At 72.4% G+C, this 20,373-nt stretch carries 15 protein-coding genes; 7 read left to right on the forward strand and 8 right to left on the reverse strand.

Features of this window, described 5'->3' with window-relative positions; all coding sequences use genetic code 11:
* Positions 1–21 precede the first annotated feature (21 nt).
* Together DEJ48_RS26380 and DEJ48_RS26385 are read right to left on the reverse strand one after the other, a co-directional pair.
* A complete protein-coding gene (locus DEJ48_RS26380; protein ID WP_150167582.1) occupies positions 22–288 on the reverse strand; it encodes a protealysin inhibitor emfourin in 267 nt (88 codons plus the stop codon).
* A gap of 43 nt (positions 289–331) precedes the next feature.
* Complete coding sequence (locus DEJ48_RS26385) at positions 332–1,408, reverse strand: M4 family metallopeptidase (protein WP_150218727.1); 1,077 nt, start codon at positions 1,406–1,408, stop codon at positions 332–334.
* Between the two features lie 292 nt (positions 1,409–1,700).
* On the opposite strand from DEJ48_RS26385, the gene leuA reads away from it, so the two are divergent.
* The 6 genes from leuA to DEJ48_RS26415 all read left to right on the forward strand — a co-directional run bounded on the left by leuA (position 1,701) and on the right by DEJ48_RS26415 (position 12,600).
* Positions 1,701–3,422: a 2-isopropylmalate synthase gene (gene leuA, locus DEJ48_RS26390; RefSeq protein WP_150218728.1), complete on the forward strand. Its 1,722-nt coding sequence runs from the start codon at positions 1,701–1,703 to the stop codon at positions 3,420–3,422.
* Positions 3,423–3,592: 170 nt separating this feature from the next.
* The gene (locus DEJ48_RS26395; RefSeq protein ID WP_150218729.1) at positions 3,593–4,324 is read left to right on the forward strand and encodes a TerB family tellurite resistance protein; all 732 of its coding nucleotides are present in this window, start codon (positions 3,593–3,595) and stop codon (positions 4,322–4,324) included.
* Positions 4,325–4,340: 16 nt separating this feature from the next.
* Positions 4,341–8,339, forward strand: a complete 3,999-nt coding sequence (locus DEJ48_RS40805) for a tetratricopeptide repeat protein (protein ID WP_150218730.1) — start codon at positions 4,341–4,343, stop codon at positions 8,337–8,339.
* A gap of 120 nt (positions 8,340–8,459) precedes the next feature.
* On the forward strand, positions 8,460–10,559 hold the full coding sequence (locus DEJ48_RS26405) for an MMPL family transporter (protein ID WP_150218731.1): 2,100 nt from the start codon (positions 8,460–8,462) through the stop codon (positions 10,557–10,559).
* A gap of 74 nt (positions 10,560–10,633) precedes the next feature.
* Complete coding sequence (locus DEJ48_RS26410) at positions 10,634–11,920, forward strand: sensor histidine kinase (RefSeq protein ID WP_411757484.1); 1,287 nt, start codon at positions 10,634–10,636, stop codon at positions 11,918–11,920.
* Positions 11,921–11,922: 2 nt separating this feature from the next.
* Entirely contained in the window at positions 11,923–12,600 is a 678-nt protein-coding gene (locus DEJ48_RS26415) for a response regulator (protein ID WP_190538056.1), read from the forward strand.
* 19 nt (positions 12,601–12,619) lie between these two features.
* On the opposite strand, the gene DEJ48_RS26420 is transcribed toward DEJ48_RS26415, so the two are convergent.
* The gene (locus tag DEJ48_RS26420) at positions 12,620–13,852 is read right to left on the reverse strand and encodes an MFS transporter (protein WP_150218733.1); all 1,233 of its coding nucleotides are present in this window, start codon (positions 13,850–13,852) and stop codon (positions 12,620–12,622) included.
* Between the two features lie 61 nt (positions 13,853–13,913).
* On the reverse strand, positions 13,914–14,498 hold the full coding sequence (locus DEJ48_RS26425) for a malonic semialdehyde reductase (RefSeq protein ID WP_150221410.1): 585 nt from the start codon (positions 14,496–14,498) through the stop codon (positions 13,914–13,916).
* 180 nt (positions 14,499–14,678) lie between these two features.
* Here DEJ48_RS26425 and DEJ48_RS26430 point away from each other — a divergent pair, with 180 nt between their 5' ends.
* Positions 14,679–15,185 (forward strand): MarR family winged helix-turn-helix transcriptional regulator, encoded by a 507-nt coding sequence (locus DEJ48_RS26430; protein ID WP_150218734.1) that lies wholly within the window; start codon positions 14,679–14,681, stop codon positions 15,183–15,185.
* Between the two features lie 23 nt (positions 15,186–15,208).
* Here the strand turns inward: DEJ48_RS26430 and DEJ48_RS26435 are convergent, their stop codons facing one another.
* From DEJ48_RS26435 to DEJ48_RS26450, 4 genes are all read right to left on the reverse strand, one after another.
* Entirely contained in the window at positions 15,209–16,144 is a 936-nt protein-coding gene (locus DEJ48_RS26435; protein WP_150218735.1) for a dihydrodipicolinate synthase family protein, read from the reverse strand.
* Positions 16,141–17,208, reverse strand: coding sequence for an ABC transporter ATP-binding protein (locus DEJ48_RS26440; RefSeq protein WP_150218736.1), 1,068 nt, complete (start codon positions 17,206–17,208; stop codon positions 16,141–16,143). Before DEJ48_RS26440 ends, DEJ48_RS26435 begins: the two co-directional genes overlap by 4 nt.
* Before the next feature lie 91 nt (positions 17,209–17,299).
* Positions 17,300–19,411 carry a dipeptide/oligopeptide/nickel ABC transporter permease/ATP-binding protein gene (locus tag DEJ48_RS26445; protein WP_150218737.1) on the reverse strand — a complete coding sequence of 704 codons (2,112 nt, stop codon included), beginning with the start codon at positions 19,409–19,411 and terminating at the stop codon, positions 17,300–17,302.
* On the reverse strand, positions 19,408–20,367 hold the full coding sequence (locus DEJ48_RS26450; protein ID WP_150218738.1) for an ABC transporter permease: 960 nt from the start codon (positions 20,365–20,367) through the stop codon (positions 19,408–19,410). Before DEJ48_RS26450 ends, DEJ48_RS26445 begins: the two co-directional genes overlap by 4 nt.
* Between the last annotated feature and the right edge of the window lie 6 nt (positions 20,368–20,373).

Below are 20,373 nucleotides of genomic sequence, written 5' to 3' on the forward strand. Positions count from 1 at the left end.
AAGTTTCTGTCGTGCCCGTGGTTATGAGCCCTCCTTCAGCACCCGGGAGATCAGCTTCCGCTGCGGCTCCGTCAGTCGCGGGTCCGAGCAGTACACCGTCCGCCCGTCCACCGTCAGCTGGTAGTTGAAGCCGTCCGGCACCCCTATCGGCGGGGCGCTCCGACCCTCGGCCACGGCCTGTTCGGCCAGGGCGTGCCATTCCGGGGCATCGGCCAGCTCCGAGGTGTCCACCTCGGCGTGCCGGTCGATGCCCGCGAATCCTCCGGTCCGCTTCACCTGGATACGCATGGGTCCTGTCTACTCCACCGGGCGGGCGGCCGGTAGCACGTCATCAGTCGGTCGCGGGGACCTTGACCGTGGACCACGCGTCGATGACGGCCTTGAGCTCGTCCCCGTCGCCGTACTTCGTGCGCGCGGCGGCCACCGTCAGCTTCGCGAAGTCGGTGAAGGAGGCGTCCTGCGCCAGCTCGCCACCGGTCAGGACCGCGTACCAGATCTGTCCCGCCCGCTCCCACGAGTGACCGCCGAGGGCGTCGGCGACCAGGTAGAACGCGCGGTTCGGGATGCCGGAGTTGATGTGCACGCCGCCGTTGTCGCGGCCCGTGCGCACGTAGTGGTCCATGTCGGCGGGCTGCGGGTCCTTGCCGAGCACGTCGTCGTCGTACGCCGTGCCGGGCTCCTTCATGGAGCGCAGCGCCTTGCCGGTGACGCGCGGGGCGAGCAGGCCCGCACCGATCAGCCAGTCGGCCTCCTGGGCGGTCTGGCCGAGCGTGTACTGCTTGATCATCGAGCCGAAGACGTCCGCCATCGACTCGTTCAGGGCGCCTGGCTGGCCGAAGTACGTGAGGTTCGCCGTGTACTGCACCACGCCGTGGGTGAGCTCGTGGCCGATGACGTCCACGGGGATGGTGAAGTCCAGGAAGATCTCGTTGTCGCCGTCGCCGAACACCATCTGCTCGCCGTTCCAGAAGGCGTTTCCGTACTCCTCGCCGTAGTGGACCGTCGCGTTCAGCGGCAGGCCGCTGTCGTCGATGGAGTTGCGGTTGTACGACTTCTGGTAGAGCTCGAAGGTCGCGCCGAGGCCCGCGTACGCGCGGTTGACGGTGGCGTCCTTGCCGGGCTTGTCGCCCTCGCCGCGCACCTTGCGGCCAGGGAGCTCCGTGCGGTGCTTGGCGTCGTAGATCGTGCGGTGCGGCTTGCCCGCCGCGGCTTCCTTGGGCGGGGCGGCGCTGGGCGCGCCGATGACGGTCGTCAGGCGGCGGTGCGTGCGCTCGATGGAGTCCCGCTCAAGCGTTCGGCGGGCGGGCGCGGCGAGCGCGGGGTCCTGGCTCTGGGCGAGCGTGTCCAGGACGTGGGGCGGCACGATGGTGCAGAAGACGGGCTCGAAGGCTCGTGGGTTGACGGTCATGGCGGCAATGTGGCACTGGGTCATGCCGCTGTCACTACCTGCCACCATGATTGCTGAAATAGAGGGATTGATCACCACTAGGGGTTTATCCGGCCACGGTCCCGCATACTGATACGGGCCCGCGCGATCGAGTGCGGCTCGGCTAGGCTGCGGCACATCATGCGATTCGGGCTGCTTCTCCTTAGCTGCCGCGGCGAGGGCCTGTAGTCGAGGCCGACCCCCTCCCCGCGGAGTTCGGCGTTGCGCTAAGACCGTCGGCCGTCCTTCAGGACACTTCCGAGGAGCCCCGCACATGCCGAACTTCCAGCGCCCCACTGCCATGCCGATCCACAAGTACGGGCAGTACGAGCAGGTCGACATCCCCGACCGCACCTGGCCCGACAACCGGATCACGGTCGCTCCCCGCTGGCTCTCCACCGACCTGCGCGACGGCAACCAGGCGCTGATCGACCCGATGTCGCCGGCCCGCAAGCGCGCCATGTTCGACCTGCTGGTCCGCATGGGCTACAAGGAGATCGAGGTCGGCTTCCCCTCATCGGGCCAGACGGACTTCGATTTCGTACGGTCGATCATCGAGGACGAGGACGCGATCCCCGAGGACGTGACGATCTCCGTCCTGACGCAGGCGCGCGAAGAGCTCATCGAGCGCACGGTGGAGTCACTGAAGGGCGCCCGGCGCGCGACCGTCCACCTGTACAACGCGACCGCTCCCGTGTGGCGCGATGTGGTCTTCCGCGGCTCGCGCGACGCCGTGAAGCAGATCGCCGTCGACGGCACGCGCCTGGTCATGGAGTACGCCGACAAGCTGCTCGACGACCGCACGACCTTCGGCTACCAGTACAGCCCCGAGATCTTCACCGACACCGAGCTGGACTTCGCGCTGGAGGTCTGCGAGGGCGTCATGGACGTCTGGCAGCCCGACGCCGACCGCGAGATCATCCTCAACCTGCCCGCCACGGTCGAGCGCTCCACGCCCTCCACCCACGCGGACCGCTTCGAGTGGATGTCCCGCAACCTGTCGCGGCGCGAGTTCGTCTGCCTCTCCATCCACCCGCACAACGACCGCGGCACCGCCGTCGCCGCCGCCGAGCTGGCCGTCATGGCCGGCGGCGACCGCGTCGAGGGGTGCCTGTTCGGCCAGGGCGAGCGCACCGGCAACGTCGACCTGGTGACGCTGGGCATGAACCTCTTCTCGCAGGGCGTCGACCCGCAGGTCGACCTGTCCGACATCGACGAGGTCCGCCGCGTGTACGAGTACTGCACGCAGATGGAGGTCCACCCCCGCCACCCGTACGCGGGCGACCTGGTCTACACCGCCTTCTCCGGCTCCCACCAGGACGCCATCAAGAAGGGCTTCGACGCGCTGGAGTCCCGGGCCGCCGCCGCGGGCAAGACCGTCGACGACGTCGAGTGGGCCGTGCCGTACCTGCCCATCGACCCCAAGGACGTCGGCCGGTCCTACGAGGCCGTCATCCGCGTCAACTCGCAGTCCGGCAAGGGCGGCATCGCGTACGTCCTGAAGAACGACCACAAGCTGGACCTGCCCCGCCGCATGCAGATCGAGTTCTCCAGGATCATCCAGACGAAGACCGACGCCGAGGGCGGCGAGGTCACGCCCGGCGCGATCTGGAGCGTCTTCCAGGACGAGTACCTGCCGAACCCCGCGAACCCCTGGGGTCGGATTCAGGTCAAGAACGGCCAGACGACGACCGACACCGACGGCGTCGACCGCCTCACCGTCGAGGCCACGCTGGACGGCGCAGACACCGTCCTGACCGGCACGGGCAACGGCCCGATCTCCGCGTTCTTCGACGCGCTGCAGGGCATCGGCATCGACGTACGCCTGCTGGACTACCAGGAGCACACGATGAGCGAGGGCGCGTCCGCGCAGGCCGCCTCGTACATCGAGTGCGCGATCGGCGACAAGGTGCTGTGGGGCATCGGCATCGACGCGAACACGACGCGCGCCTCCCTGAAGGCCGTCGTGTCCGCCGTCAACCGCGCGGCGCGCTAGTCCGCCGCCCTTCCGCGCCCGGCCCCGTCCGCCCTTCCGGCGGGCGGGGCCGCGTCATCTCCCGGCCATGTCGGGCTCGCTCTCCTGTACGAGGTGCTGACGCCACATCATCGATGTGGCTAACATCACGCCAACACGGCAATGCAGCCGGGGAGTTACGGAGGTGCGTGATGCTGCCAGATCGGGGACGAAACGGCCGGAATTCCCGCATCCCCGCCAAGCCGGTCTCCCGCGGGCGGGCGCTGTGCAGGCGCGTGGTCGGCATGAACACGGCCTGGGACGCCGTCGGTGACGGCGAGTTCTTCTGCCCGGCGTGCGGCGGTGACCGCAACTACCAGCGCCTCACCGGCCGGCGCCGCTTCGTCCTGCTCGGCGTGCCCGTCCTGCCGCGCGGCACCCGCGGCCCCGTCATCCAGTGCGCCGCCTGCCAGGACCTGTTCGACCCTGACGTCCTGGACCACCCCACCACCACCCGGCTCTCCGCGATGCTCCGCGACGCCGTCCACACGATCGTCCTCGCCGTCCTCTCCACGGGCGGCACGGGCTCGCGCCCCGTCCTCGAAACCGCCGTCTGCGCGCTGCAGGGCGCGGGCCACGAGGACTGTACGGAGGACCGCCTCGTCGCCCTCGTCGACGCGCTCGCCACGGACGCCGGGCGCGCTGCCGAACCCGACTGCGCCCCCGGCCTCGCCATCGAACTCCACGAGGCCCTCGGCCCGCTGGCCCCGCACCTCGCCCCCGCGGGCCGCGACGCGCTCCTCCTCCAGGGCGCACGCATCGCCCTCGCCGACGGTCCCTACACCCCCGCCGAACGCGATGTGCTCAGCACGGCGGGCTGCGCCCTGACGATCTGTTCGGAGGACGTGACACGCCTCCTCGCGACGGCCCGGACACCGTCCTGAGCCGAACCCGGCCCGCGTGCGCAAGGACGGGGTCCGCTGGGCGGCCGTGATCCTCTTGAACACCCTGGCGTTCGCCGGGGTGTTCGTCCTGTTCTACGCGATCCGCGTGCCGCTGCTGCCCTCCGCGGAGGAGGGCCGGATCGCCGTCGGGGTCGCGGCAGCGACCGTCGTGGCGACGCTCGGGGGGACGGCGGGGGCGGCGTGGGTGGGGCGGGCGGTGGTCGACGCGCGCGCTGCGGCTCCGGCTGCGGGTCCGGGTCCGGGTCCGGGTCCGGGTCCGTCGGATTCTGCTCCCGTCCGTGACTCCATCCCCGACCCTGCCCGCGTACTCGTCCGCATGGGTGAACTCCCTCTCCGACCCCGTGGCTTCCAGCCCCGCGAAGACCTCCTCGCGGGCCTCGAACAGGCGGCGGACGCACCCGGCCTCACCGTCGTGCACGCCGTCACCGGCGCGCGCGGGGTCGGCAAGACGCAGCTCGCCGCGGCCTATGCGCGGCGCCGCATCGTGGAGGGCTGGCCCGTCGTCGCGTGGATCGCGGCGGAGAGCGGCGGCCGCCTCGCCTCGGGCCTCGCCGAACTCGCCGACCGGCTCGGCGTGCGCGCCCCCGGCGACGACGTGGCCACGGCGGCCCGCGCCGCCCTCGGCTGGATCGGCTCCCACCCCGAGCTGCCGTGCCTGATCGTCGTCGACAACGCGACGGACCCGGACGAGGTCGCCGCGTGGCTCCCCGTCGCGGGGCGGGCGCAGGTCGTCGTGACGACAACGGTGCGGTCCTTCGGGAACATCGCCGGCGCGCTGGTCGACGTGGACGTGTTCACGGAGGAGGAGGCGCTGGACTTCCTGCGCGAACGGTCGCAGTGCGGGGCCCCGGACGGGGCCGCGGAACTCGCCTCCGAGCTGGGCTACTTGCCGCTGGCCCTCGCGCAGGCGGCGGAGGTGATCCGGGGGCGGGGCGTCGGATACCGGGGGTACCTGGAGCGGCTGCGGACGTATCCCGTGCGGGAGGTGCTGGCCAGGGCGCCGGGGGACCGGTATCCGCATCGGGTGGGGGAGGCGGTTCTGCTGGCGGTGGAGGAGGTGGAGGGGCGGTGCGGTGGTGGGCTCGTCCGGGTGCTGCTGGACACCCTGTCCGTGCTGTCGCCCGACGGGGTGCCGCGTGAGCTGCTCGCCGGGGCGGTGGGGAGCCAGGAAGCAGGGGCGGTCGACGACGTGCTCGGTGCGCTCGTCGACGCGTCGGTCATCACGCGGGTCGGCGGCGACGCGGTCGCCGTGCACCGGCTCGTGCAGCGGGTGCTGCGGGAGCGGGCGCGGCAGGAAGGGACGTTGGACCGGGCGGCCGACCTGGTCGTCGGGTACCTCGACGGACAGCTGGTGCCGTCCGCGCACGCATGGCGGCTGCGCGAGCGTGGGCGACAGCTCGCCGACCAGATCGAGGCGCTGTGGAGCGCGCTGCGGCCCGAGGTGGAGGGCCGGGGCGCGGCCGCCATGGAGCCGTTGATCGACCTGCGGAGCTGGGTGGCCGAGGAGCACCTCGTCGAGGTGGGCGACCTGACGCGGGCGCTGAGCGTGGCCAGGGAGGTCGTGGCCGTCTGCGACGCGGCCCCGGACGCCGCCGGGTCGGTCACCGCGTCCGCCCTGGAATCTCTGGGGGACGTCTGCGCGCGAGCGGGTCGCGTCGCGGAGGCCGTCACGGTCCGGCGCAGGTGCCTGGAGCTGCTGGAGGCCGCGGCGGATCCCGACGAGCGCGAGGTGTGCCTGGCCCGTCAGGACCTGGCCGACGCCTGCCAGGCAGCGGGCAGGTTCGAGCCCGCGGTGACCCTGTACGAGACCGTGGTGCGCGACGCCGAGCGGCTGTTCGGTCCCCAGCACGCCGTCACCCTCTCCGCCCGCGGCCGCCTCGCGCGCTCCTACGCTGCCGCCGGCCGCCTCGCCGAGGCAGTCGCCCTCTCCGAACGCATGCGCTCCGAGCTCACGGAAGGGGTGCGCGCCGACGCCTCGCCGGGAGCCGCCGCCGACAGTGCCCGGGAGCTTTGGCCCTGGCGGACGCTCGCGGACGCCTATGGATCGGCGGGCCGGGCGGAGGAAGGTGTGGCGCTGCTCCGGGAGTTCCTCGCGGAGCGTGTGCAGACGGACGGGGAGGACGCCCCCGAGACCATCCACAGCCGGCACGCCCTCGCCCTGAACTGCCTCTCCGCGGAGCGGTACGACGAGGCCCTGACGGAGGCCCGGCGGGCCGAGGCCGACGCCGTCCGGGTCTTCGGCGACCTCTCCGAGGACACCGCGGACATCAGGGACACCGTCGCGCTCTGTCTGCTGCGGATGGACCACGACGAGGAGTCGATCGGCCTGCACCGGCGGATCGTGGCCGACCTGACCGAACTGCACGGTCCGGACCACCGCGGCGTCCTCTCCGCGCGGCTGAACCTGGCGCGTGCCCTGGGCAAGGGACTGCACGAGAGCGAGTCGTATCAGGTCCACCGCGACGTACTCGCCGACTACACAAGCCTGTTGGGGCCGGACCACCCGGACACCCTCGAAGCACGGGCCCAGTACGTCGACGGGTGCGCCTCGGTGGGGCGCACCGCGGAGGCGGTCACCACGGCGCGGGAGGTGCTCGCCGACGCGGAGGCCGTCTTCGGTCCCACTCACCGCCGCGTTCTGGCCATCCGTCTCGATCTCGCCATGGTGCTCGTCGAGGAGGGGCGGGGCGAGGAGGCCGTCACGCTGCTGAGGCGATCGCTGCTGGACACCACGCAGGCCCTCGGCGCCGGCCATCCGCAGGCTCTGCGGGTGCGCGCCCATCTCGCCCGCGCCCTGGGCGGCCTGGGCCGCTGGACCGAGATCTGCGCGTTGCAGGAGGAGAACGTCACCGAGCTGGCCCGGCTGTACGGGGAGGACCACGTGGAGGTGGTGCGCTCGCGCGCCGCTCTCGCCGTTTCCTACGGGCAGTGCGGTCGGTACGAGGAGGCCCTGGCGCTGCGTCGACAGGTGCTGGACGACATGATCCGACTGCGCGGCTCCGATCACGGCGACACACTCACGGCGCGCCGCAGCCTGGCGTGGGCCCACGGAACGCTGTGGCGCTACCAGGAGCAGGTGGAGTTGGCGGAGGATGCCCTCGCCGAAAGTGTCCGCGTGTACGGCGTCGACCATCTGGTGACGCTCGCCGTCCGGGGCGAGTACGCGTCGGCCCTGTCCGGGAGGAAGAAGTGGCGTGAAGCGAGACGGGTCGCGACCGAGCTGTACGCGTCCTACCTGCGTGTCCTCGGCCCCGACCACCCCTACACGGTCAACGCGCTCAGCAGGACGGCTTACCCCCTCCGCAGACGTCAGCGCCGCCTCAAAGCGCTCACCGTCCGCAAACGGGTCCTCGCCGCGCACGAACGCCGCTCGGGCCCCCTGAGCGACGAGGCCGTCACGGCCCGCCGCAACCTCGGCGCCGCCTACGTAGCCGTCGGCCGGGTGTGGAAGAACGTCGCCCTGCAACGGCGCCTGCTCCACGACCTCACCGAGGAGTTCGGCCCCGATCATCCGTGGACGCTCGCCCAACGCAGCTGGTGGGCGACCAGCGCTCTGCGCTGTTCGGGACGCTGGCGCGAGGCCCTGGCAGTCATGCGGGAACTCGCCGCCGACTACGAGCGGATCCACGGGCCCGAGCACCGGTGGACCCTCGAGACCCGGCTGGGGCTCGGCCGGCTGGCCCGCCGCACCGGTCGCGGCCGTACCGCCGTCGCGGAGCTCGCCGCCCTCGTCGCCGACCACGAGCGCCTGCACGGACCCGACCACGCCTGGACCTGGCTGGCCCGCACCAGTCACGCGTACGCCCTGCTGTGGTCCCTCCACCCCCGCCGCGCCGCCGACCGCTACGGCACCCTCCTCCACGATGCCGTCCGTATCTTCGGTGCCGACAGCCTCCAGGTTCGGACCGTCGGGCGGCGGTATGTCCTTCTCTGTCTCGGTGCCGGGAACTGGAGTCGCCCCCGGGAGGCGCTGCGCGTACTCCGCGGGGAGTAGTGCCGGCCCGCCGCCTCCCCGCGGTGTAACCCCCGTCTCGCCCCACGGCCCGAGGGAAATTCAACCGGCCGACGGGAGGGTAGGGCGTGAACCTGTCACCACTGTGGAAAGGGGCCCGTCATGGGGGCCATTCAGAACGAGGCCGCACCGGCGCGGCGGCGGCGCGCCGTGCCCTGGGTGTTCCTGGGGCTGTGGATCGTCGTCCTCGCGGTCGCCTCGCCGTTCGCGTCGAAGCTTTCCGGCGTCCAGACGGACCGGGCCGTCGACTACCTTCCGGCCAGTGCGTCCTCCACCGAAGTCGCCGAGCTGCAGGACAAGTTGCCCGGCGGCGAGGCCACCGAGCTCGTGCTCGTCTACCACCGGGACGGCGGGCTCACCGCCGCCGACCGGAAGGCGGCCGCGGACCAGGTCGCGGAGATCGCCGGCGCCCACAAGCTCGTCGGCAAGCCGGAGGCCGTACCGTCCAAGGACGGCGCCACCCTCATGTACCCCATCGCGAGCACCGAGCCCGGCAAGGACGAGGACAAGCGGGACGCGCTGGTCAACGACGTGCGGGACACCACGCACGGCGAGAACGGGCTGAGCGTCGACGTCGGTGGCGCGGGGGCCCTCGACACCGACGCGAGCGAGGTCTACAACTCGCTCGGCGGACCCCTGCTCTACACCACCGCGGGCGTCGTCGCGCTGCTCCTCATCGTCATCTACCGCAGCCCCTTCCTGTGGCTCGTGCCGCTCGCCGTCGCGGGCGTCGCCGACTACTTCGCGATGGGCGTCGCGTACGGCCTGTACGAGGCCTTCGGGACGTCGGTCACCGGGCAGAGCTCGGGCATCATGACCATCCTCGTGTTCGGCGCGGGCACCGACTACGCGCTGCTGCTCGTCTCCCGCTACCGGGAGGAACTGCGCAGGATCGAGCATCCCTACGACGCGATGATCGCCGCCCTGCGCGGCTGCGGGCCCGCCGTGCTCGCCTCCTCCGGCACCGTCGCCGCGGGACTGCTCTGCCTCCTCGCGGCCGACCTCAACAGCAGCCGCGGCATGGGGCCGCTCGGCACCGTCGGCGTGCTGTGCGCGCTCGTCACCATGCTGACGCTGCTGCCCGCCGTGCTCGTCCTGCTCGGCCGACGCGTGTTCTGGCCGCTCGTGCCCGCCTTCGGCAGCACACCCAAGCAGCGCCGCAGCCTCTTCTCCGCGATGGGCGACTCCGCGGGGCGCAGGCCGCTCACCGTGCTCGCGAGCGGCGCCGTGCTGCTCGGCGCGCTCGCCCTCGGCGCGTTCAACCTGCCCGGCGCGCTCAAGCAGGAGGACTCCTTCACCAAGACCCCCGAGTCCGTGTCCGCCATGGAGACCCTCGCCGCCGCCTACCCCGCGCTGAACACCCAGCCCATCACCGTGATGACACCGACCGGGCGGGCCGACGACTCCCTGACGCGCATCCGCGACACCGAGGGCGTGGGCCGCGCGGAGCGCGGACGGACCGCCGAGGGCTGGACCGAGATCACCGTCACCGCCACGTCCGCACCCGAGTCCAAGGGTGAGACCGCGACCATCGAAGCGCTGCGGGACGGGCTCGACGGCTCGTACGTGGGCGGTTCCAGCGCCCAGCAACTCGACCTGAAGGACACCAACGCCCGCGACCAGAACATCGTCGTGCCGCTCGTCCTCGGCGCTGTCCTGCTCGTCCTCGTGGCCCTGCTGCGCAGCATCGTCGCGCCGCTGCTGCTGCTCGCCGCGGTCGTCGCGGTGTGGGGCGCGTCGCTCGGCATCGCGGGGCTGGTCTTCGGGCCGCTCTTCGGGTTCGACGGCACCGACCCGGGCCTCGGGCTGCTCTCCTTCGTCTTCCTCGTCGCACTCGGCGTGGACTACGGCATCTTCCTGATGCACCGGATGCGGGAGGAGTGCCTGAACGGCGCCGAACCGGGCGAGGCCGCGCTCACCGCGCTGCGCACCACCGGCGGTGTCATCGCCTCCGCGGGCCTCGTCCTCGCCGCCACGTTCGCCGTGCTCACCAGCATGCCGCTGGTCAGCCTCGTCGAGCTGGGACTCGTCATCGCCGTCGGCGTGCTGCTCGACACGTTCCTGGTCCGCACGTACCTCGTGACGAGCGCGAGTGTCGCGCTCGGCAGGAAGGTGTGGTGGCCGGGACCGCTGTCCCGGCCCGCCGCCGCGGTTCCGCCGCCGACCCACGAGGCCGAGCCCGTCCGGGTTCCCTCGCCTTGAGCCGGCCGGTTCGGGCGTCCCTCCTCTGCCGGAGGGGCGCCCGTGTGCCGAACCCCTCCCACAGGGGCGCCCGCGTGCCGGAAGATGGAGCGGTGGAATTCTTCGAGACCGGTCCCGGCGCGCGGTGCGGCCCCGTCCGCCACAACCTCGTCGAGCGGTTACTCGGCTCGCCCGCCCCCGGCGAACGGCTGTGCACGGACCCCCTGTTCGCCCTCGTCATGGCCGCCAGCGCCGTCGTGATCGTGCGGGTCGTACGGGACAACGGACAGACGCCCGACCTGCTCGGCTGGGCGCTGCTGCTCGCCGCCCACGTCGTCGTCGTTTGGCGGCGCCGCGCCCCCGTACGCGTCATGGTCACCCTGATGGCCATCCTGCTGACCTACCACTCGCTGGGCAACAACCACACCGCGCCCATGGCCGTGTCGATGGTCGCGCTGTTCACCGTGGCCTCCCGCACCCGGCCCCGCACCACGCTCCTCATCGGCGTCGGCGTCATGGGCGTCATGCTGAGCGTGAAGTTCCACGAAGGACTGGCCGAGGGCGCCCAGTCGCTGCGCATCTCCGGCTGGATCGTCGCGTTCCTGCTGCTCGGCTTGTACGTGCGCATGCACCGGCAGTACGTCGCCTCCGTGGTGGAGCGCGCCGAACGCGCCGAACGAACCCGCGAGGAGGAGGCGCGCCGCCGGGTCGCCGAGGAACGGCTGCGCGTCGCCCGCGACCTGCACGACCTGCTCGCGCACAGCATCACCCTCGTCGGCGTCCAGACGTCCGTCGCCGCGCACGTCCTGGCCGCCGACCCGGACCGGCTCGACCGTGCCGCGGTGGCGAAGGCGCTCGACGACGTCGCCGAGACCTGCCGCTCCGCACGCGGTGAACTCCGGGCCACGCTCCAGGTGTTGCGCTCCGGCACCGACGACGAGGACGGGGCGGATGCGGTCGAGGCGCGCGGGCCGCTGCCCGGCCTCGACAGCCTCTCCGACCTCGCCGACGCGGCCCGCACCGCGGGCGCCCGCGTCGAGCTCGCGGTGGCGGAGTGTCCGGCTCCGGCGGCCGTGGGCGCCGCGGCCTACCGCATCGTGCAGGAGGCGCTCACCAACGTCGTACGGCACGCGGGGCCCGGCATCACCGTGCGGGTGTCGGTGCGCACGGAGGACACGGCGCTGTGCGTGCGGGTCGCGGACGACGGAAGCGGTGGACGTGCCCAAGGGGACGGTCACGCGCCGGGGTTCGGGCTTCTCGGAATGCGGGAGCGGGCCCGTACGGTCGGTGGCACCCTGGACGCGGGGCCGCGGCCCGAAGGGGGATTCCTGGTGTCCGCGGTGCTGCCGCTCGCCCCCGTTTCCCTGGGAGGTCTGTCGTGACGGTGCCGGTCCGCGTGCTGCTCGCCGACGATCAGACGCTGGTGCGGGCCGCGTTCGCGATGCTCGTCGACTCGGCGCCCGACATGGAGGTCGTGGGGCAGGCGGGCACGGGGCGCGCGGCGGTCGACCTGGCCCGCTCCGAACGCGCCGACCTCGTCGTCATGGACATCCGCATGCCCGACCTCGACGGCATCGAGGCGACGCGGCTGCTCGCCGCCGACGAGGACCTGGCGGGCGTGAAGGTCCTGATGCTGACCACGTACGACACCGACGAGCACGTCGTCGACGCGCTGCGCGCGGGCGCGTCCGGCTTCCTGGTCAAGGACACCAAGCCCGCCGAACTCCTGGAGGCCATCCGCACGGTGGCGGCGGGCGACTCCCTCCTGTCGCCGGGGCCGACGGCCCGGCTGATCGCCCGGGTGCTGCGGGCGCCGGACGCGGGGGTGCCGGTCGAGGGCGGGCCCGAGGGGCTCTCGGAGCGGGAGCGGCAGGTGCTGCGGCTCGTCGCGCGCGGCCTGAACAACCAGGAGATCGCCGACACGCTGGGCCTCAGTCCACTGACGGCGAAGACGCACGTCAGCCGCATCATGGGGAAGCTGGGCGCACGCGACAGGGCCCAACTCGTCATCATCGCGTACGAGTCGGGCCTGGTCGCGCCGGGATCCGTGGTCTCGCCCTGAGCGGTGGCGGTCCTGATCGTCAGCTCAGGGCGATCGCCGCGGCGACGGCCGGGCCGAAGGCGCCGCCCAGCTGGTAGCAGAGGCTGAACAGGCCGATGGCGGTGGGGCGTTGCGCGGTCGGGGTGGCCGCCGTCGCGTACACCGCGAGCGTCGCCTGGCCGGCGCTGGTGGTGAAGACGGCCAGGGTCGCGACGAGCAGGAGCAGCGGCGCCCAGGGGGTGAACACCGCGGTGAGCGGTGCGGCCGCGCCGAAGGCGAGCAGGATCGTCAGGACGCGCGGGCGGGTCATCCGGCCCGCGGCCGCGGCCAGCGCCATGGACAGCGCCGACCCCACGAGGAGGGCGACCAGCTGGTAGGTGCCGATCGTGGACGACGACCAGTCGGTGCGGTCGCGCAGCAGCTGCGGGACGGTGAAGAGCAGCGCGAAGTACGAGGTCGCGAGGGTGCAGGCCAGCGCCGCCGACGGGACGAACACGCGGGAGCGCAGGAGCGCGGCGGGCACGAAACCGGTGGGGCGTGCGCGGACGTGCAGGGCCAGGAGCACGGCCGACACCAGCGCGGCGGCCACCGCGGGCAGCGGGTGGCGCGGGACGAGCACCAGGGACGTCGCCGTCAGGACGAGCAGGACGGCGCCCCGGCCGTCGAAGGGGGTGGAGCGGGGCGGTGCCGACAGGTCGGCGCGGCGCATGACCGCGGGCAGCGCGAGGAGGGCGACCGCGCCGGCGGACAGGGCCACCCGCCAGGACGCCGCGCCCGCGACCGTCGAGCCGAGCAGCGGTCCGACCGCGCCGACCGTGCCGAAGCCCGCGGTGATCACGCCCATCCTGCGGACCGAACCCGCCAGGCTCATCGCCGCGGTGACCAGGCCCGCACCGCCCGCGGCCTGCGCCGCCCGGCCCGCCATGGCCAGCGGCAGCCAGGGTGCGGCGGCGAGCACCGCCGTACCGGCCACGATCAGCGCGGCGCTCAGCTTGAGGGCGGCGCCGAGGCCCCTGCGGCGCAGCAGGCCCGCCATGAGCGGGGTGCCGACGGCCATGGCCCAGGCGAAGACGGTGACGAGCCAGGTGGCGTCGGCCGCGCCGACGCCGAGTGATGCCGCCATGTCGGGAAGGATCAGCACGGCGCTGTTGGCACCGGCGGCGACCGGTGCGGCGAGCAACGCCAGCCAGAGGGCCGGGACTTGACGCGGGGCGGGGCCGGCGGTGGGGCGGGCGAGGGTGTGGGTGCGGGTGGTCGCGGTGGAGGAGGACATGCCGGCGGCTCCGGGAGGTGGCAGGGGCGGGGAGGAGTGGGGCGGCGCTGACCGGTGCGGGTCAGACGGTGGTGACGACCTGGTCGTAGGTGAGGCGCGGCGAGCGCGGGTACCAGGCGTCGGGTCCGGGGCGGCCGATGTTCACGACCATCAGCGGCGTGTGGTCGTCGTCGAGGAACTCCTTCTGCACGCCGGGGAAGTCGAACCCGGTCATCGGCCCGGCCGCGAGGCCTGCCGCGCGCACGCCGAGGATGAAGTACGCCGCCTGGAGCGTCGCGTTGAGGTGCGCCGACTCCTCGCGGACCGGGCGGTCGGCGAAGAAGAGGTCCGCGGCCTGCGGGAAGTGCGGGAGCAGTGCCGGGAGTTCCTCGTGGAACTCGTTGTCCGCGGCGAGTATCGCGACGAGCGGGGCGGTCAGGGTCTTGGCCCGGTTGCCCTCGTCCATGAGTTCCCCGAGCCGCTCGCGGCCCTCGGCCGACCGGACGAGGACGATCCGCAACGGCGACTGGTTGTAGGCGGTCGGCGCGTACTTGACCAGGTCGTAAACCGCCTGGATCTGTGCCTCGGCGACCGGCTCCGCGGTGAACGTGTTGGCGGTGCGGGCCTCGCGGAAGAGGAGGTCCTGGGCGGTGGGGTGCAGGGTCAGCTCGGACACGGGTGCTCCTGTCGGGGGGAGGTCTCAACAACCTCGACAATCTCGATAGTGAGATAGAAGCAGATGACACTCTTAGAAACAAGTATCTCGAAACTAAGAGACCCAAGAATGAGAGAGTCAGCGCTGATAGGGTTGCCGGCGAGACAGTCCGTACCGAGAGGAGTGGCGGCCATGAGCGACGTCGTGGACGCGGTCATCGACCAGTGGGTCGCGGAGCGCCCCGACCTGGCGGAGGCCCTCTGGCCGGTCGAACTCTTCGGGCGCATCCAGCGCCTGGGTCTGCTGGTCGACAGGACGGTCAAGGCCACGGCCGCGCAACACGGCCTGGACGTCGGCGAGTTCGACGTCCTGACCACGCTGCAGCGTTCGGGTCCGCCCTACGCCCTCACCGCCGGCACCTTCCTCAAGGCTTCCATGGTGTCCTCCGGCACCATCACCAACCGCATCGACAAGATGGAGGCCAAGGGCCTGGTCGTGCGGGTACGCGACGGGGAGGACCGCCGCACCGTCAAGATCCGCCTCACCGAGCGCGGCCACGAGGTCACCCGCGCCGCCTTCGCCGACCACCTCGCGAACTACGCGCGCGTGCTCGACGAGGTGGACCGCGAACTGGTCGAGCAGGGCGCGCAGGGGCTTCGGCAGGTGCTGGAGGCGCTCGGGGACACGTCCCTCAAGTAGGCCTCAGTGCATCCGGCGGCGTCTCACAGCAGTCCCGCCGTCGCCAGGTGCTTGCCCACCCGCTCCGTCTCCGCCGCCGACAACGGGATCTGTGGCTCCGCCGTGGCCGGGCAGTCGATGACCCCGCGCAGGTGCAGCGCCGCCTTGAACGCGCCGAGCGCCGCGGAACTGCCGCCCATCCGCGCCGGATCGCCCACCGACACCATCCCGAACAGCCCGCACAGACGCTCCTGTTCGGCCCGCGCCCGCGCCCAGTCACCCTCCCGGCAGGCCCGGTGGAGCCGCACGTACCCCTCCGGGTCGACGTTCCCGAGCCCCGGCACGACGCCGTCCGCGCCCATCGCGAGCGCCGAGTCGACCGTGAGCTCCGACCCCGTCAGGACACCGAACCCCGCGAGCCCCGGCTCCGCCCGCTTGCCGAGGACCACGCGCCGGAACGCGCCCTCGTCGCCGCTGGAGTCCTTCAGGCCCGCGAGCACACCGTCCCCGGCCAGCTCCAGGACCAGCTCCGCGGGCAGCTTCGTGTGCACCGCCATCGGAATGTCGTACGCCACGACGGGCGCCCCGCAGCCCTCCGCGACCAGCCGGAAGTGCCGGGCGATCTCGGCCGGATGGGTCCGCGTGTAGAAGGGCGCGGTGACCACGACCGCGTCCGCGCCCGCCTCGGTGGCGGCCCGCGCGCGGTCGAGGACGCGGGGCGTGGTCATGTCGATGGCCCCGGCCAGGACCGGGAGCCGCCCGCCCGCGTGGCGGACGACGGTCTCGACGACGAGGGTGCGCTGCCGATCCGTCAGGTACGCGACCTCGGAGGTCGAGCCGAGGACGAAGAGTCCGTCGACGCCGGCCGCGACGAGGTGGTCGACGAGCCGTGTGAGGGAGGGGACGTCCACCTCGCGGTCCGGTGTCAGGGGCGTGCAGACGGGCGGGACGACACCGGTCAGCGGGGCGGGCATGGTCATGGATGCTCCCTGGGGGTGGCGCTGTGGAGGACGGTGGCGCTGTCCGTGGCTCCGGCCGTGGCGGCGGCCTGCGTGACGAGGTCGTGGGTCGATTCCCCCTCGGCCACGGGATGGAAACAGCGGAACCGGTGTCCGTCACCCGCGGGCCGGCTCTCCGGCATGGCGGTGGCGCACACCTCGTCCGCCTTCCAGCAGCGGGTGCGGAACGGGCAGCCGCTCGGCGGCCGGGTCGCCGAGGGCACGGGACCGACGAGCGGGATCGGGTCGATGGGGTCGAGCAGCCCGGGCGTGGCGGAGAACAGGGCGCGCGTGTACGGGTGCCGGGCGCGGGTCAGGCTCGCCCCGGCCGGCGACTCCTCGACGATCCGGCCCAGGTACATCGTGACGACGCGGTCGCTCATCCTGCGCACGGTCTGGATGTCGTGGGACACGAAGACGAGCGCGAGTCCCAGGCGCTCCTTCAGGTCGAGGAGCAGGTTGAGGATCTGGGCGCGTACGGACACGTCGAGGGCGCTCGTCGGCTCGTCGGCGACCACGAGGTCGGGTTCGAGGGCTAGGGCGCGGGCGATGGCGACGCGCTGGCGCTGCCCGCCGGACAGCTGGCCCGGGAGGCCTTCGGCGAGGCTCTTCGGCAGGCCCACCAGGGACATCAACTCCCGTACGCGCTCGTCCCGTTCCCTCGGGGTGCCTCGTTTGTGCACGTCCATGGGGTCCCGAAGGATGCGGCTCACCGGGAGGCGGCGGTTCAGGGCGGTCGACGGGTCCTGGAAGATCATTCCGGTACGGGTGCCGATGGAGGTACGGCGTTCCGCCGGCGGCATCGTCCACAGGTCGCGGCCCCGGAACGACACGGTGCCGCTCGTGGGGCGCTGGGCGCCGACGAGGACTTTGGCCAGGGTCGACTTGCCGCAGCCGGATTCGCCGACGATGCCTACGGTCTCGCCGGGGGCGAGGGCCACTGTTGCTTCTGTCAGGGCGTACACGTGGTCCCGGGAGATCAGCCCTCCGGAGCGGGCCTTGTGCACTACGTGCACGTTGTCCAACTCGATGATGGGGGTGGTCATGTCGGCTCCCGGTGGGTGGTGGCTGGTCGCGCAGTTCCCCGCGCCCCTGGGGAGCCTGCGCTGCCGGAGTCGCCGGAGCCGTTGGGGGTGGTCATGTCGGCTCCCGGTCCGTTGTGGCTGGTCGCGCAGTTCCCCGCGCCCCTGAAAGGCCCCCCGGAGGCGCGTCTGAGCGGCCCTCCGGAGGCGCCTCTGAAAAGCCTCCTGGAGGCGCGTCTGACAGGCCCCCCGCGGTGGTTCGCGATGCCTCGTCCGCCGGGTGGTGGCAGGCCGTGGAGTGTGTTGGCGTACCCGCCAGCCGGGGAGGCGTTTCGCGGCATACCTCGTTCGCCAGGGGGCAGCGGTCCGCGAATCTGCAGCCCGGCGGGAAGTCCGCCGGGGACGGGACCACGCCCTTGATCTGCGTGAGGCGTTGCGCCGCCGACTCCAGGGAGAGGACCGAGCCGAGCAGGCCCCGTGTGTAGTGGTGCTCGGGGGACTCCACGAGGTCCGCCGTCACGCCCGTCTCGACGATCTGCCCGCCGTACATCACCACCACCCGGTCGGTGACGTCGGCGACGAGCGCGAGGTCGTGGGAGACGAGGATCAGGGCGAAGCCGAGTTCCTCGCGGAGGCGGAGCAGGAGCTGGATGATCTGCGCCTGCACGGTGACGTCCAGGGCCGTGGTGGGCTCGTCGGCGACGATCAGCTTCGGGTCGCGGGAGAGGGCCATGGCGATCAGGACGCGCTGGCGCTGGCCGCCGGAGAGTTCGTGCGGGTAGCTGCGCAGGGTGCGGTCGGGGTCCAGGCCGACCAGTTCGAGGAGTTCCGGGGCCGTGCGGCGGCCGCCTCGGCGTACGACCTGTTTGAGTTGGGAGCGGACCGTCATCGCCGGGTTCAGGGAGGACAGGGCGTCCTGGTAGATCATCGCCATGTCGTGGCCGAGCAGGCGGCGTCGAGCGCGCGTCGGCAGGGCGGTCAGGTCCTGTCCGTCGAAGGTGACGCGGCCGCCGACCCGGGCGCCCTTCGGCTCCAGGCCCATCACCGTGAGCGCGGTCAGCGACTTGCCGCAGCCCGACTCGCCGACCAGGCCGAGGACTTCGCCGGGGCGTACGTCGAAGCTGATCCCGTCGACGATGTCGACGCCCCCGTGACGCTGCGGGAAAGAGATCGTGAGGCCGGTGACCGCAAGCACCGGAGTGCCGGTGGGGAGGGGGCGGGCGCGGGAGCGGAGGCGGTGGGCCGCCCGGGTCAGGCCGGGCAGTTCGAGGACGCGGCCGCTGCCGGGCTCCGGTGCCTCCAGGCGGTCCTGGGCGCGGTCCGTGCCGGTGACGTCGCGGGTGGAGGGCGCCGCCCACGCGTCCGACACGCCTTCGGAGAGGACGTTCAGGGCGAGGACGGTGATCAGCATGAGGAGGCCGGGGAAGACCGTCGCCCACCAGCCGCCGATGAGGACCATGTTCTTGCCGTCCGCGATGACGCTGCCCCAGGACGGGTCGGGCGGCCGCACGCCCGCGCCGATGAAGGAGAGCGACGCCTCGAAGACGATGGCCTCGGCGACCTGCACGGTGCAGAAGACCAGGATGGGCGCGGCGCAGTTGACGGCGACGTGGCGGACGATGATGTGCGGGGTGCGGGCGCCGATGATGCGTTCGGCGACGACGTAGTCCTCGCCGTACTGGTCGAGGACGTTGGCCCGTACGACACGGGCGATCGGCGGGGTGAACAGGAAGGCGATGGCGCAGATCAGGACGGCGATGCCGCCGCCGAACACCGCGACGAGCACGGCGGCCAGGGCGATCCCGGGGAACGCCATGACGACGTCCAGGCAGCGCATCAGCGTCTCGTCGACGGCCTTGCGGGAGGTCGCGGCGACCGCACCGATGACCGCGCCCGCGACGAGCGCGAGCAGGGTCGCGCCGAGCCCGATGGCGAGCGACCAGCGCGCCCCGTACATCAGCCGGCTGAGGATGTCCCGGCCCAGGCTGTCCTGGCCCATCCAGTGCTCGGCGGAGGGCGCGCCGGTGCCGCCGGCCTGGGGCTGCTGGTCGAGCGGGTCGTGCGGGGCGAGCAGCGGGGCGAAGAGCGCCACGAAGACGACGAGTGCGACGACGCCGACCGCGACGCGGGACAGGACGGGGAGCTTGCGCAGGGAGCGGAGCCGGATGCCGGGCACGGCGAGCCGCTCGGCGAGCGCCCTGCGGGTTCCGGGCGGGGTGTACGTCAACTCGTCCCCCTCAGGCGTGGGTTGACCAGCAGGTAGAGGACGTCGATGACGAGGTTCACGACCACGAAGCCGACGGCGGTGGTGATGACGACGCCCTGCACCACGGCCGGGTCGCCGTTCTTCACGGCGTCGATCATCAGCTTCCCCATGCCGGGCAGCGAGAAGATCGTCTCGATGACGACCGCGCCGCCGAGCAGATAGCCGACGCGCAGGCCGAGCACGGTGAGGGGGTTGATGAGGGCGTTGCGCAGGACGTTGCGGCCGACGACGACCACCGGGGGCAGACCGTTGCCGATGGCCGTCCGTACGTAGTCCTTGTCGAGCTCCTCGACGACGGCGGTGCGGATGATGCGGGTGAGGCCCGCCGCCACGGGCAGCGAGAGCGCGAGGGCGGGCAGCGTCATGGTCCTGAGCCAGCCGGTGAAGGAGTCGGCGGGGTTGATGTAGCCGCCGGTCGGGAACCAGCCGAGGTCGACGGCCAGGTACTGGATCATCAGCAGCGCCAGCCAGAAGCCGGGCGCCGCGACGCCGGTCAGGGAGACCACGCGGATCAGCTGGTCGGGCAGCCGGTCACGGTAGATCGCGGCGGTGATGCCGAGGGAGAGGGAGAGCACCACCGCGATGCCGAGGCCCAGGAAGGTGAGCTGCATGGTGAGCGGGAGCGCGGTGGCGATCTGGTCGACGACGGGGGAGCGGTTGAGGACGCTGATGCCCATGTCGCCCTGGAGCAGGTCGCCCACGAAGACGACGTAGCGGACGGGCAGCGGGTCGAGGAGCCCGTTCTCCTCCCGGAACCGCTGGAGCTGCTCGGGGGTCGGGTTGGCGCCCTGGAAGAACGCGGACGCCGGGTCGACGTCGGAGAAGCGCATCACGAGGAAGACGAAGAGCACGATGCCGAGCAGCAGCGGCACGAGCAGGGCGACGCGGCGGGCCAGGATTCTGAGGACAGCGGTCACGGCGTA

The organism is Streptomyces venezuelae (genome assembly GCF_008642315.1).
GTDB classification, from domain to species: domain Bacteria; phylum Actinomycetota; class Actinomycetes; order Streptomycetales; family Streptomycetaceae; genus Streptomyces; species Streptomyces venezuelae_D.